General features: G+C 71.9%; 12 protein-coding genes. 6 read left to right on the top strand and 6 right to left on the bottom strand.

Annotated elements, in window-relative coordinates; all coding sequences use genetic code 11:
* Nucleotides 1–51 precede the first annotated feature (51 nt).
* Both H1A17_RS01425 and prfH read left to right on the top strand, forming a co-directional pair.
* The gene (locus tag H1A17_RS01425; RefSeq protein WP_194820827.1) at nucleotides 52–1200 is read left to right on the top strand and encodes an RNA ligase RtcB family protein; all 1149 of its coding nucleotides are present in this window, start codon (nucleotides 52–54) and stop codon (nucleotides 1198–1200) included.
* Complete coding sequence (gene prfH / locus H1A17_RS01420; RefSeq protein WP_145920234.1) at nucleotides 1197–1871, top strand: peptide chain release factor H; 675 nt, start codon at nucleotides 1197–1199, stop codon at nucleotides 1869–1871. The genes H1A17_RS01425 and prfH overlap by 4 nt, the downstream gene beginning before the upstream one ends.
* Here the strand turns inward: prfH and H1A17_RS01415 are convergent.
* On the bottom strand, nucleotides 1831–2454 hold the full coding sequence (locus H1A17_RS01415) for a DUF1349 domain-containing protein (RefSeq protein ID WP_145920235.1): 624 nt from the start codon (nucleotides 2452–2454) through the stop codon (nucleotides 1831–1833). The two genes, prfH and H1A17_RS01415, sit on opposite strands and share 41 nt — an antisense overlap.
* A 223-nt stretch (nucleotides 2455–2677) precedes the next feature.
* On the opposite strand from H1A17_RS01415, the gene H1A17_RS01410 reads away from it, so the two are divergent.
* From H1A17_RS01410 to H1A17_RS01395, 4 genes are all read left to right on the top strand, one after another.
* A complete protein-coding gene (locus tag H1A17_RS01410; protein ID WP_145920236.1) occupies nucleotides 2678–3517 on the top strand; it encodes a PIG-L family deacetylase in 840 nt (279 codons plus the stop codon).
* 198 nt (nucleotides 3518–3715) lie between these two features.
* Nucleotides 3716–5959: a M4 family metallopeptidase gene (locus H1A17_RS01405; protein WP_168222506.1), complete on the top strand. Its 2244-nt coding sequence runs from the start codon at nucleotides 3716–3718 to the stop codon at nucleotides 5957–5959.
* A 155-nt stretch (nucleotides 5960–6114) separates the two neighbouring features.
* Nucleotides 6115–7242, top strand: coding sequence for a glycosyl hydrolase 53 family protein (locus H1A17_RS01400; protein ID WP_145920237.1), 1128 nt, complete (start codon nucleotides 6115–6117; stop codon nucleotides 7240–7242).
* A gap of 94 nt (nucleotides 7243–7336) precedes the next feature.
* Nucleotides 7337–7801, top strand: a complete 465-nt coding sequence (locus tag H1A17_RS01395; RefSeq protein ID WP_145920238.1) for a hypothetical protein — start codon at nucleotides 7337–7339, stop codon at nucleotides 7799–7801.
* A gap of 182 nt (nucleotides 7802–7983) precedes the next feature.
* Here H1A17_RS01395 and H1A17_RS01390 read toward each other — a convergent pair whose 3' ends face one another.
* From H1A17_RS01390 to H1A17_RS01370, 5 genes are all read right to left on the bottom strand, one after another.
* Complete coding sequence (locus H1A17_RS01390) at nucleotides 7984–8724, bottom strand: cellulose binding domain-containing protein (RefSeq protein ID WP_145920239.1); 741 nt, start codon at nucleotides 8722–8724, stop codon at nucleotides 7984–7986.
* Nucleotides 8725–9113: 389 nt separating this feature from the next.
* A complete protein-coding gene (locus H1A17_RS01385) occupies nucleotides 9114–10100 on the bottom strand; it encodes a LacI family DNA-binding transcriptional regulator (protein ID WP_228542718.1) in 987 nt (328 codons plus the stop codon).
* A 94-nt stretch (nucleotides 10101–10194) separates the two neighbouring features.
* Nucleotides 10195–11034 carry a carbohydrate ABC transporter permease gene (locus tag H1A17_RS01380; protein ID WP_145920241.1) on the bottom strand — a complete coding sequence of 280 codons (840 nt, stop codon included), beginning with the start codon at nucleotides 11032–11034 and terminating at the stop codon, nucleotides 10195–10197.
* Nucleotides 11031–12029 (bottom strand): carbohydrate ABC transporter permease, encoded by a 999-nt coding sequence (locus tag H1A17_RS01375; protein WP_145920242.1) that lies wholly within the window; start codon nucleotides 12027–12029, stop codon nucleotides 11031–11033. The genes H1A17_RS01380 and H1A17_RS01375 overlap by 4 nt, the downstream gene beginning before the upstream one ends.
* Before the next feature lie 55 nt (nucleotides 12030–12084).
* Nucleotides 12085–13377: an extracellular solute-binding protein gene (locus H1A17_RS01370; RefSeq protein ID WP_194820826.1), complete on the bottom strand. Its 1293-nt coding sequence runs from the start codon at nucleotides 13375–13377 to the stop codon at nucleotides 12085–12087.
* Nucleotides 13378–13565: the final 188 nt, after the last annotated feature.

Below are 13565 nucleotides of genomic sequence, written 5' to 3'. Positions count from 1 at the left end.
TCGTGCCGCCGCGCGCCGTCCGTCCGTTCCCGTCACCCGAAACGAGCGTCCGTGTCCCCACAGCATTCCCTGCCGCCGCCGACCACGGCCACCGTCACCGTCTTCGCCTCCCCCGACAGCTGGATCGAGTCCGACGCCGTCCGGCAGTGCCACCAGGTGGCCGCCCTCGACGGCATGCGGCACGTCGCCGCCATGCCCGACCTGCACCCGGGCAAGGGCGCCCCGATCGGCGCGGCGATGGCCTCGACCGTGCTCTACCCGCACCTGGTGGGCTCCGACATCGGGTGCGGCATCGCCGTCTTCCCGATCGGCCTGAAGCGGGCCGTGCCCGAGCGGATCGCCGCCCGGTTCCCGGATCTGGACCGGTCGCCGGACCCCGACGATCCGGCCCGGGCCGTCGCGCCCGGCGAGCCGCCCGCCGGTCACGTCGAGGGGCTCGGCACGGTCGGTCGGGGCAACCACTTCGTCGAACTGGCCCGGATCGACACCGTCCTCGCGGCGGACCACGCGGGCCGGCTCGGGCTCACCACCGGTGACCTCGTGCTCATCGTGCACAGCGGGTCGCGGGGCCTGGGCGAGCGGATCCTGCGGGCCCACACCGAGGCGTACGGCGCGGGGCCGGCCCCCGACCCGGCCGGCTACCTGGCGCGGCACGACGCGGCGGTCCGCTGGGGTGCGCTCAACCGGCGGGTGCTGGCCGCCCGGGTCGCCCACGCCCTGGGGGCCGAGCCCACCGAGCCGGTCGTCGACCAGTGCCACAACCTGGTCGAGGTCCGCGACGGCGGATACCTGCACCGCAAGGGGGCGGCCCCGGGCGACGGCCGGGACGTGCTGGTCGCCGGCACCCGGGGCACCCCGTCGTACCTGGTGGCCGGGCACGCGGGCCCGGCGGCCAACCACTCCGTGGCCCACGGCGCGGGTCGCAAGATGTCCCGCGCCGACGCGCTGCGCCGGGGGCGGGCCAAACACACCGTCGCGCAGCTGCGGCGTACGCCGGTGGGGTCGCTGGTGGTGTGCGGCGACCGGCAGTTGCTGTTCGAGGAGGCCCCGACGGCCTACAAACGCATCGAGCAGGTGATCGCCGACCTCGTCGCGCACGACCTGGCCACCCCGGTGGCGAGCACCGTCCCGCTGGTCACCTACAAGACGCCCGACATCGGGCCGGCCCGCCGGGACGGGCGTCGGCGGGGTCGGGGGTGAGCGTCCACCTGCTCCTGTCGGCCGGGCGCGGCCCGCAGGAGTGCGCCTGGGCGGTGGCCCGGCTGCTGGGCCGGTTGGCGGCCGACGCCGCCCGGCACCGGGTGGACAGCCACCGGGTCGAGTCCGTCCCCGGTGACCGGCCGGGCACCTACCGGTCGGTCCTGGTCCGGCTCGACGGGCCCGGCGCGGCGGCGTTCGCCGCCGGGTGGACGGGCACCCTGTGCTGGCAGGCGCCCAGCCCGTACCGGCCGGCGACCGGTCGGAAGAACTGGTACGTCACCGCCCGGCCGTGCCGGGTGGACACTCCGAGCACCGCGTTCGTCGAGGCCGACGTGCACGTCGTCGCCTGCCGCACCGGCGGACCGGGCGGTCAGCACCGGAACAAGGCCAGCACGGCGGCGCGGGCGACCCACCGCCCCTCCGGCACCGTCGTCGTGGTCGACACCGAACGGCAGTTCAGCCTCAACCGCGCCGCCGCCCTGCGGCTGCTGCGGCGGCGCCTCGCCGAGGGCGACGTGCGCGCCGGCCGCGCCGTCACCGCCGCCCGCCGACGCCTGCACGACGAACTCGTCCGGGGCGAGCCCGTGCGGGTCGAACGTCCCCACCCGCCCGGGGCGACCGGGGACCGGGTCAGGAGCCGTCCCGCAGGTCGGCCAGCCGGTCGCGGGTAAAGCGGATGTCGTCGAAGACGACCCGGCAGCCGTCGCCGGTGGGCGACTGCGCCTCCAGGCCGATCGTGGCGGCGGTGGCCGCGCCGTCGATGCCGAAGTACCTGACCATCCGCCAGGTCCGTCCGTCGACCGAGGCGTGGTACGCGAACGCGTGGTCGATCCGGGACACCCGCAGCCAGACCGTACGGGCGTCGACGACGAAGGCGTTGGCGTCGTCGGCGACGCCCCGGGCGACCACCGAGACGATCATCGGTTCGCCGTCGGGAGAGAGTTCGAAGCAGAGCTTGCCCCAGTGCCGCTCGTCGACCCAGAGCAGCAGCACCCCGGCGTCGTAGGTGGCCGCGAAGTCGACGGTGACCCGGGCGCTGAACTGGAAGTCGCCGTCCGGAGGCGGGCCGAGCAGGGTCGCCGCGTCGAGCGTCGCCCCGGCGGCCGGGTCACCCGCCGCCGGGTCGATGAAGATGTCGCTGCGCGGGGCCGCCGACCCGGTCACCGCGCCGTCGGCCTCGGCGAGCGTCCACGCCGCCTCGGGCGACGGTGACAGGGCGAACGGCAGACCCGGGACGTTCCAGCTGGTGGTCATGGCGGCCATTATCCGCCGCCGCTGCGGCGCACCTCGCCCGGCCGGTCCCCTGCCGGGTCGGTGCCCGCCGCGTATCCGCCGACGCTGCGGCGCACCTCGCCCGGCCGGTCCCCTGCCGGGTCGTTGCCCGCCGCGTATCCGCCGCCGCCGCAGCGCGTCGTCCGGCCGGCTCCCCTGCGGGCCGGTGCCCGCCGCGGTCGGTCGGGCCGCCTAGGGTGAGGGCATGGCTGAGCGAGGTCTGACCCTGATGGCGGTGCACGCGCACCCCGACGACGAGGCGACGAGCACCGGTGGCGTGTTGGCCCGGTATGCGGCGGAGGGCATCACGACGGTGTTGGTGACCTGCACCGACGGCGGTTGCGGCGACGGCCCCGGCGGGGTCAAGCCGGGCGACCCGGGGCACGACCCGGCCGCCGTGGCGGCGATGCGGCAGGCCGAGCTGGAGGCCAGTTGCGCGGCGTTGAAGGTCAGCCACCTGGAGACGCTCGGCTACGCCGACTCCGGGATGATGGGCTGGTCAACCAACGAGTTGCCGGGCGCGTTCTGGACCACTCCGGTGGCGGAGGCGGCGCAGCGGCTGGCGGAGCTGATCCGCCGGTACCGGCCGGACGTGGTGGTCACCTACGACGAGAACGGCTTCTACGGCCACCCGGACCACATCCAGGCCCACCGGATCACCATGGCCGCCGTCGAGCTGACCGACATCCCGGCGAAGGTCTACTGGACCACCGTGCCGCGGACGGCGTTCGCGGAGTTCGGCCGGGTGATGAAGGAGTTGGGCGTCGAGTGGGCCGAGCCGGACGAGACGGAGGGCGCGGAGGGGGCGGGCCCGCAGCTCGGCCTGCCCGACGACGAGATCACCACCTGGGTGGACACCAGCAACTGGGGGGCGCAGAAGTTCGACGCGCTGGCCGCACACGCCAGCCAGACCGAGAACATCTTCTTCCTGCGGATGGGGCGGGACCGCTTCGTCGAGCTGATGGGCCGGGAAACCTTCGTCCGGGTCCGTGACACCACCGGGGCGGCGCTACCCGAGGACGACCTGTTCGCCGGTCTGCGCTGACCGGCCGGCGATTGTTGCCGGCGTGTTCCAGCCGTAACCGGGACGGAACACCTCGGGGGTGGCTCGCCGGTCATCACCTCGGGAAGATGGATACTTCGGTATGGTTATCCATCGATAACCGTCTTCCCAGACTCTCCACAGCCGACGATGATCGCGTCATCGAAAGATGCGAGAGCATCTCGGATTGGGGAGGTCAGTTTGAGATCAGCCCTAGCGCTGGCCGGCGTCACCATGCTGGTCGGCAGTGGTCTCGTGGTCACCACCACGGGTGCGTCCGCCGCTCCGCCCGCCACCCCGGGACCGGCGCTGGTCGCCGCCGCCGACACCGCGCTCAAGGAGCACTCCCGCGCCGTCCGGACCTCGGCGAAGGACCGCTACGCCGTGCACAGCAGCAAGCGGGACGCCCAGGGCCGGGGCACGGTCCGCTACACCCGCACCTACGACGGGCTCCGGGTCTACGGCGGGGACGTCGTCATCCGCACCGGGGCCGACGGTGACTACGCCGGCAGCTCGGTCGGCCTGGCCGCGCCGCTGAGCCTCGCCACCACCCCGAAGGTCAGCGCCGCCAAGGCCCGCAAGGCGGCGACCACCGCGTTCTCCGGCCGGATCACCGGCACCGGGGCGGCGGAGCTGTTCGTCGACGCGAGCAGCGGCACCGGACGGCTCGCCTGGGAGACCGTGGTCACCGGTTGGGCGCCGGACGGGCAGACCCCCTCGAAGCTGCACGTGATCAGCGACGCGCTGACCGGCGCGCGGATCGGCTCGTTCGACGAGATCGAGTCCGTGGTCGGCACCGGCAACAGCGTCTACGCCGGCCCGGTCTCGATCGACACCACGCTGTCCGGGTCGACCTACAGCATGATCGACCCGACCCGGGGCAACGGCCGTACCTGCGACATGAACAACGGCACCTCGACCTGCACCACCTTCACCGACGCCGACAACGTGTGGGGCACCGGGGCGGCCTCGAACCGGCAGTCCGCCGCCGTCGACGCGCACTTCGGCGCGGCCATGACGTTCGACTACTTCACGAACGTGCACGGCCGCAACGGCATCTTCGGCAACGGCACCGGCGTGCCGAGCCGGGTGCACTACGGCAACGCGTACGTCAACGCCTTCTGGGACGGCGCGCAGATGACCTACGGCGACGGCTCGGGCAACGCCCGGCCGCTGGTCGCCCTCGACGTGGCCGGGCACGAGATGTCCCACGGCGTCACCGAGAACGTGGTCCCCGGCGGCCTGACCTACTCCGGCGAGTCCGGCGGCCTGAACGAGGCCACCAGCGACATCTTCGGCAACATGGTGGAGTTCTACGCGAACACCACCGCCGACCCCGGCGACTACCAGGTCGGCGAGAAGATCAACATCAACGGCAACGGCACCCCGCTGCGCTACATGTACAACCCGACGCTGGACGGCTCGTCGCACGGCTGCTGGTCGAGCAGCACCAACAGCATCGACGTGCACTACTCCTCCGGCGTGGCCAACCACTTCTTCTTCAACCTGGCCGAGGGCTCCGGGGCGACCTCGTACGGCACCTCGCCGCTGTGCGGCTCCGCGCCGCCGGTGACCGGGATCGGTCGGGCGAAGGCGGAGAAGATCTGGTTCCGCGCCCTGGACGCGTACTTCGTCTCGAACACCCGCTACGTGAACACCGCCCAGCCGACCAACACCGCGCGGCTGCACACCCTCTCGGCCGCCACCGACCTGTACGGCCTGTGCTCCACCGAGTACAAGGCCGTGATGGCCGCCTGGACCGCGGTGAACGTCACCGGCACCGAGTCGTGCGCCGCCAACGACTTCACCGTCGCGGTCGCCCCGGCGACGCTGACCATCGACCCGGGCACCTCGGGCACCGCCACGGTCACCACCACGGTCATCCGGGGCACCGCCGAGACGGTCACCTTCTCGACCGGCCCGCTGCCGGCCGGGGTGAGCGTGTCGTTCTCCCCGGCGTCGGTCACCGCCGGTGGGTCGACCACGGTGACGGTCACCGCCGCCGCCACCGCCGGCAGCGGCACGGTGCCGATCACGGTGGTGGGCACCGCCCCCTCGGTGGCCCGGACGACCACGCTGAACGTGACGGTGAACGGGCTGCCGGGCTGCTCCGGCAGCAACGGCACCGACGTGCCGATCGCCGACAACTCGACGGTGGAGAGCACCATCGTGATCAGCGGCTGCGCGGCGACCCCGTCAACCACCAGCAAGGTCGAGGTGCACATCGTGCACACCTACATCGGTGACCTCGTGGTCAGCCTGATCGCCCCGGACGGCAGCGTGTACACGCTGCAGAGCCGCTCCGGGGGCAGCGCCGACAACATCGACCAGACGTACACCGTGAACCTCTCCTCGGAGGTGGCGAACGGCGCCTGGCGGCTGCGGGTGCAGGACGCGGCGAGCCTGGACACCGGTTACCTCAACAGTTGGAGCCTGAACCTCTGACGCGTCCGTGACGCGGGCGGGCCATCCGGGTTTCCCGGGTGGCCCGCTCGCGCGTCGGCGACCCGACCCCACCCCGGTATAGTCATGTGCATCTATTGGTGTCACCGTCCCGACGCCGGCAGGTCCCCCACCACCCCACCACCGAGGAGGTCCGGATGACTCCGTACCGATCCCGCCTGCGGGCCTGGGCCGTCGCGTTCCTCGCGGCGGTCGCCCTGCCGGCCGCCCTGCTCGGCCCGCCGACGTCGGCGTCGGCCGCGAACACGCTGACCATGCTCGGCGCGGACGTCTCCTCCGTGCAGCGCAGCCTGGACCTCGGCGCGCGGTACTACGACGCCGCCGGCACCGCCCGCGACCCGCTCGACATCCTCAAGGGCCTCGGCGTCAACTACGTCCGGCTCCGGGTCTGGAACAACCCGGCCAGCGGCTGGAACAACAAGGCGAAGGTGCTGGCGTACGCGAAGACGGTCAAGGCCAAGGGCCTCAAGCTCATGATCGACTTCCACTACTCGGACACCTGGGCCGACCCGGGCAAGCAGTACAAGCCCGCCGCCTGGGCCAACCACGGCATCGGCCAGCTCCAGACCGACGTCTACAACTACACCTACGACGTGTGCACCAGCCTGCGCAACCAGGGCACCACGCCGGACAGCGTGCAGATCGGCAACGAGATCAACGTCGGCATGCTGTGGAACGACGGCAAGGTCGTCAACAACGACTTCACCAACCTCAGCCTGCTGCTCAAGGCCGGTTACCAGGCGACGAAGCAGTGCAACGGCGGCACCCAGGTGATCATCCACACCGCCAACGCGGACAGCATGGACCACGCCCGCTGGTTCTACGACGGCATCCGGGCCAAGGGCGTGCAGTGGGACCTCACCGCCCTGTCGTACTACTGCATGTGGCACGGCACGCTGACCAACCTCTACAACGTCATCACCGACGTCCGCACCCGGTACGGCAAGCCGGTGGTGCTCACCGAGACGGCGTACCCGTTCACCGCCGCGAACGCCGACGGCGAGCCGAACGCGATCAACGGCACCGAACCGTGCGCGGGGCACCAGGCGAGCTGGGCCGGCCAGGCCACCGAGTTCTCCTGGGTGCAGGACACCGCCCGCAACGCCGGCGCGGTCGGCGTCTTCTACTGGGAGCCGACCTGGTACGCGGTGCCCGGCAACGGGTGGGACCCGGCGAACATCAACGGCACCGGCAACCAGTGGGACAACATGGCCATCTTCAACTGGACCGGGCAGGTGAACCCGAACATCCGCTGGCGGCCGTAGGCGTCGCCGGTGCCGGCCGGGGCGGGGCCGCCGTCCCGGCCGGGTGGGACGGCCCACCGTCGGCGACCCGCCGGCCGGGCACTACCCTGGCGCGGTGCGATACGACGAGTGCGACTCGGCCATCCGTGAGCTGGTCGACGCGGCCGACGAGGACGACCTGCACGCCTTCGGGCAGGCGACCGTCACCCGGGTGCTGGCGTCCGGCCTGGCCGACGGGGCCGGCGAGGACGACCTGGACGAAGACGCCTGGGCCGCGCTGACCGCCGCCCGGGAGAGCGTCGCCACGGCCGACGCGACCGAGCTGCGGGGGCACCTCGACCGCATCGACGCGGGCATCCTCGCCGACGGCGACATGGACCCGGGCCTGATCGTCGCCCTGTCGGCCCTGGAGCACTGGACCAGCTACCTTGAGGAGCACCGGCGCGGCGAGCTGTACGAACTCGCCATCCGTTCCCTGGAGGAGGTCGACCACCGGGTCCCGGCGGCGCTCGACGACTTCCTCGCCGAGCCGGAGATGGCCGCCGAGTACACCCGGATCACGGCGTCGCTCACCGCGTAGCGCGCCGCCGCACCTCGTCGACCGCTCCTTTCGACCACCGGGTCCGGCCCGCATCGACGCCGGTCGGGCCACCGCGCCGCGGCGCTGCCGCCCGGTGGACGGCAGCGCCGCGCCGCGGGTTCAGCCCCGCCCGGTCCGGGCGCGTGCCGGCACGTCCACCGCCTGCCGGCCGGCGGCGACGGTCACCGGCCGCAGGCCAGGGTCAGCGCGCCGGGCGCACCGGTCCAGACGAGCATGCCGAACGTCGTGGTCGCGCCCGGGGCCAGCGTCCCGTTGTAGGAGGCGTTGCGCACCGTGACGTCGACGCCGGAGGTGCTGAGCACCCCGTTCCAGAGTGCCGAGATGCGTTCGTCGCCGGACCACCGCCAGGTGACCTGCCAGCCGTTGAGCGTCTCCGCCGCCGTGTTGCGCACGGTCACCGTGGCGGCGTACCCGCCGGTCCACCGGTTGTCGACGGTGATCGTCGCCCCGCACGTCGGCGACGCGGCGGACAGCGTCCGCACCGGCCCGCTGATCACGTACGGGTCGTGCTTCTCCCCCGCGCTGAACCGGAACCAGTACTCGCTGTCCGGGGTCAGGCCCTCGACGGTGATGTCCCCGTACCGTTGCGGGCCGGACACCGCCGAGGCCACCGGGTTCCGCCACGCCGTGGCGTCCTCGCGGCTGGCGAAGAGGACCAGGGTCATCGGCGGGTCGTACCCGCACGGCGGGCTGAGGAGCATCGAGTAGCGGACGGTGATGCTCGTGGTGGTGGCCGACAGGAACTGGCCGGAGACCGGCAGCGCCGGGGGGCACGCGTAGGTGGGGGTGGGCGTGGGGGTGGCCGACAGGACCGGCTGCGCCTGGGCGCCGGTGAGCGTACCGGCCCAGCCGGCCAGGGTCAGGGTCGTGGTCGCCAGCACCACGCCGAACGTGCGGAGCATCCGTACCTCCGAGGGGTTGCGGGGCGGAACCGGCGGCCGGGACGGGCCTGGGGTGCCGGATTCCGGGACTGTCGCCCACCGTGCGGTGGGCGGGTGGGGTGCCGCGCGACCGTCGACCGTCGTGGCCGGGGAATGCCGGCCGACCGGTCGGCCACGTGCCCCGGTCGGGCGCGGGCGGGTGACCGGTGGTCAGCGTCGCGGACTGCCCGGCGCGGGATGGCGCGGCCACCTCGCGTGTCCGACGGACCGGTGCACGAGTGGTCACGCTGGCTCCCGAGCGTGACGACGCCAGAACAGTCTGGCATTCGATAAACATCGATGCAATGCCGTCCCGGCCGCCGCGCCGCCCCGGACGGGCGCGGGCGCGCCACCGCCGGGAGCGGATCGGATCAGCGGCTACGTGGCGGGGCGGCGCTGTCCCGGACGACCAGATCGGTGGCGAGTTCGATGCGTGGGCTCTCGATCGTCTCGCCCCGGGCCAGCCGCAGCACGGTACGGGCGGCCAGCATGCCCATCTCGGCCAGCGGTTGCCGGATCGTGGTCAGCGGCGGCGAGCACCAGCGGACCTCCGGCAGGTCGTCGAAGCCGACCACGCTGACGTCGTCGGGCACCCGCAGGCCACGCTTGCGGACCGCCTCGTAGACGCCGAGCGCCATCTGGTCGCTGGAGGCGAAGATCGCGGTGGGCGGTTCGGGCAGGCCCAGCAGGTGCATGCCGGCGGTGTATCCGGACTCGTGGTAGAAGTTGCCGGGCCGCACCAGCCGGTCGTCGACGGCGAGGCCGGCGGCGTCGAGCGCGGCCCGGTAGCCGTCCATCCGGGCCCGGCTGCACATCAGCTGCGGCGGACCGGCGATGAAGCCGATCCGCCGGTGGCCGAGGCCGAGCAGGTACTGGTTGGCGCGCAGGCTGCCCGCCCAGTTGGTGGCGCCGATGGTGGGGGCCTCCTGGGGGGCCACCCCGGCCGGGTCGACGATGACCACCGGCAGCCGCAGCCGGCGCAGCTCGGCCTGCAACGGCGGCTCCACCATCGAGGTCACGAAGATGACCCCCTCGGTGGAGCGGGTGCGCATGTTGTCCAGCCACTGTTTGGCCGACGAGGTGCGCCGGTGGATGGCCGACACGACCGTGCCGGCCCCACTGGCCTGCGCGACGTCCTCCACCCCACGGATGATCTCCACGGCCCACGGGCTGTCCAGGTCGTTGAAGACCAGGTCGATCAGGGCGGACTGGGTGCGTCGCGCCGCCGAGCGGGGACGGTAGCCGTGCCGGGTGAGCAGTTCCTCCACCCGTTCCCGGGTCTGCGGGGCGACGTCGGACCGGCCGTTGATCACCCGGGAGACCGTGGGCACGGAGACGCCCGCCAACCGCGCGATCATCGCGATGGTGACGTTCCTGCCGTTCTCGGAGCCCACGGTCGCCCTTTCGGTCGGGGGAACTACGGTCGCAGAAGGCTATCGCAGCAGGTCGGGGTCACCCCTTCACGCTGCCGGAGAGCCCACCGATGAGCTGACGTTCGGCGATGGCGTAGAAGCCCAGCGCCGGGATCATCGACAGCACGACGTAGGCGAGCACCTTCGCGGTGTCGTCGGAGTACTGCCCCTGGAACGCCTGGACCCCGAGGGGCAGGGTCCACCAGCTCTGGTCGGTGAACACCACCAGCGGCAGCATGAAGTTGTTCCAACTGCTCACCAGGGCCAGCACCGACACGGTGGCCAGGGCGGGCCGGGCCATCGGCAGCAGCACCCGCCAGAAGAAACCGAACGGGCCGCAGCCGTCGAGGGTCGCCGCCTCCTCGACCTCGCCGGGAATGGTCCGGAAGAACTGCCGCAGGATGATGATGGTGATCGGCAGGCCGAACGCGGCCTGCGGCAGGATCACCCCGAGCGGGTTGTCCAGCAGCCCCATCCCGCGCAACAGGATGAACAGCGGCAGGATCGCCACCGCGAACGGGAACATCAGCCCGATCGCGAAGACGGTGACCAGGAACTCCCGGCCCCGGAAGGCGAAGCGGGCGAAGACGTACGCGGCCATCGCCGCCGCGGCGACCACGACGAACGTGCTGGCCACGGCGATGAAGACGCTGTTGCCCACGTTGCGCCAGAACACCCCGGCGGTGACGATGTCGAGGTAGTTGCTCGGCGCCCACGGGTCGGGCAGGCCGAGCGGGTTGGTGGAGAGCTGCCCGTTGTCCTTGAACCCGCCGATCACCCCGAACCAGACCGGCACCACGATGAGCGCGCCGACGGCGATGGAGATGAGGTGCAGCAGGAGGCGGCGGGCCCGCTGGGCCGGGTTCGCCGGGCTGGTCATCGCTGGTCTCCTTGGACGGTGAGGGCGCCCTCGGTGTCGCGGCGCAGGACGATGCGCTGGTAGATGAGGGCGAAGACGAGGCTCAGCAGGAACATGATGATGCTGATCGCGCTGGCGTAGCCGACCTCGAAGCGGCGGAAGCCGTACTGGAACATCGTCACGGCCATGGTCTCCGAGGCGTGGATCGGGCCGCCGCCGGTGAGCACCCAGACCATGTCGAAGAGCTGGATGGTGCCGATGACCGACAGGAACACGCTGATCCGGATGGTCGGACCGAGCAGCGGCAGGGTGACGAGCCGGAACGCCTGCCACGCGTTGGCCCCGTCGGTGACCGCCGCCTCGTTGAGTTCCTTGGGGATGTTCTGCCGGGCGGCCAGGAAGAGGATCATGTAGAGGCCGAAGTACTTCCAGGAGACCACCAGGAAGACGGCGTACAGGACGGTGTCCGGGTCGGCGAAGACGGCCCCCGCGTCGGCCCCCAGGAACCGGGAGATCGCGTCACCGAACCCCCGGTTGGGCGAGAACACCAGGTTGAACAGGACCGCGGTGGTGACCTCGGAGAGTACGTACGGGGCGAAGAAGATCACCCGGTAGATGGCGCGTCCCCGCAGCGGCTGGTTGAGCAGCATCGCCAGGCCCATCGCGACCGGCAACTGGACGACCAGGGAGAGCACGATCAGCACGAGCCCGTGCCACAGGTCGCCCCGGAACACCGGATCGGCGAAGGCCCGGGTGTAGTTGTCCAGCCCGACGAAGTTCTCGGGCAGACCGAAGCCGTTCCACTTGTACAGGCTGGCGTAGCTGGCCACCACGATGGGCGCCAGCACCAGCAGCAGGAACAGCAGCAGGGACGGGGTGAGGAAGATGGCCAGGGCACGGCGACGGCCCGGCCGGGGCCGGCGGCCGGTACGGCGGACGCCGCCCGGCCCCGGCCCCGACGGTTCGGTCACTCGGCCGCCGGGTCCCGCATTCGACAGGATCGATGGCGTGGTCATGCCTGCTCCACTCAGTTCTCGCCGGCGGCTGGTGATCGGTGGGGGTGGGACGTCACTACTGGGTCTTCGCCACCTGGGTGATGTCCTTGAGGATCTGCGCGGGTGACTTGCTGCCGGCGACCAGGGCGGCGACGCTGTCGTTGACCTGCTGGCCGACGGCCGGCGGGTACGCCTGGTCGAGGTAGAGCTGGAAGCCGGTGGCGGCGGCCAGGGTCTGCGCGACGACCTTGGCGTTCGGGTCGGCGATGGCGTCGGTGGCTTCCTTGACCGTCGGCAGCACCGCGCCGGTCTTGGTGCTGCGGCGCTGCACGTCGACGCTGAGCAGGGTCTTGAGGAAGTCCATGGTGGCCGGCGGGGCATCCTTGCCGATGGCGAAGCCGTTGCCCCCGCCGAAGACCTCGGTGGCCGAGCCCTTGCCGCCGTCGACGGCCGGGAACGGGAAGAAGCCGAGCTTGTCGCCGAGCCCCTTCTTGCTGGTCGAGCTGGACGCCTGCACCGACGGCGCCCACTGCCCCATCAGCTCCAGCGCGGCGCCGCCGTTGCCCATGGTGGCGGCCTGGCCGTCCGGGGAGCCGTACTCGGCGCCGAGGAAGCCCTTCTGGAACGGCTGGAGGTCGATCAGCTCCTTGAACCGCTCGCCGGCGGCCACGAAGTCGGGGGTCTCGAAGTTCTTGTCCTTGGCGGCCTGCTGGAGGGCACCCAGCCCGCCGATGCGCATGGACAGGTAGGCCCAGTAGAAGTGGGCCGGCCACTTGTCCTTGCCGGCCAGCGCCACGGGGGTGACCCCGGCGGCCTTGAGCTTGCGGACCACGTCGAGCAGCTCGGCCCAGGTGGCCGGCGGCGCGGCGATCTGCGCCTTGGCGAAGAGGTCCTTGTTGTACCAGAAGCCGACCATGCCGATGTCGAACGGCACCCCGTAGATCTTGCCGTCCACCGTGTACGGCTCCAGGGACAGCGGCAGCAGGCTGTCCTTCCACGGGGCGACGGTCTCGGTGAGGTCCTTGACCAGGCCCGCGTCGACCTGCTGCTTGAGCACCCCGCCACCCCAGGACTGGAAGAGGTCCGGCGGGGAGCCGGCCTGGGTGGCGGTGGTCAGCTTGGCCTTGAACGCCTCGTTCTCCAGCGGCTGGATCTCGATCTTCACGTTGCTGTGCGCGCTCTGGTACTCCTGGGCCACGGCCGCCCAGACCGGCAGCATCGGCTCGGTGTTCTGGATGTGCCACCAGTTGATCGTCTGGGGCGCGTCCGGGTCGTCGGACGCGTCGTCGCTGCAGCCGCTGAGCAGGTAGGCGCCGGCGCCGGCGCCGACGAGGCCGAGCAGCGATCTGCGGGAGAGGTGCGCTGTCATGATCCATCCCTTCAGGGACTCACGAGGTGCTCGGGCGCCGGCCGGGCCGGCGGGTTTCGAAACGTGTATCTCCGGAACTTTCAGAGCGTCGCCGGTATTACCGATCGATGGCGGGCACGCTACGAGTTGTTTCCACGCGGGTCAAGCCCTCTGTCCTATCGCGGCGAAAACGGCTAGCGTGTGCAGGG

The sequence above is a fragment of the Micromonospora sp. S-DT3-3-22 genome, from assembly GCF_015354745.1.
GTDB classification, from domain to species: Bacteria; Actinomycetota; Actinomycetes; order Mycobacteriales; family Micromonosporaceae; genus Micromonospora; species Micromonospora wenchangensis.
Note: the sequence above shows the minus strand (reverse complement) of the source record. Positions and strands in the feature narration are given on the sequence as shown.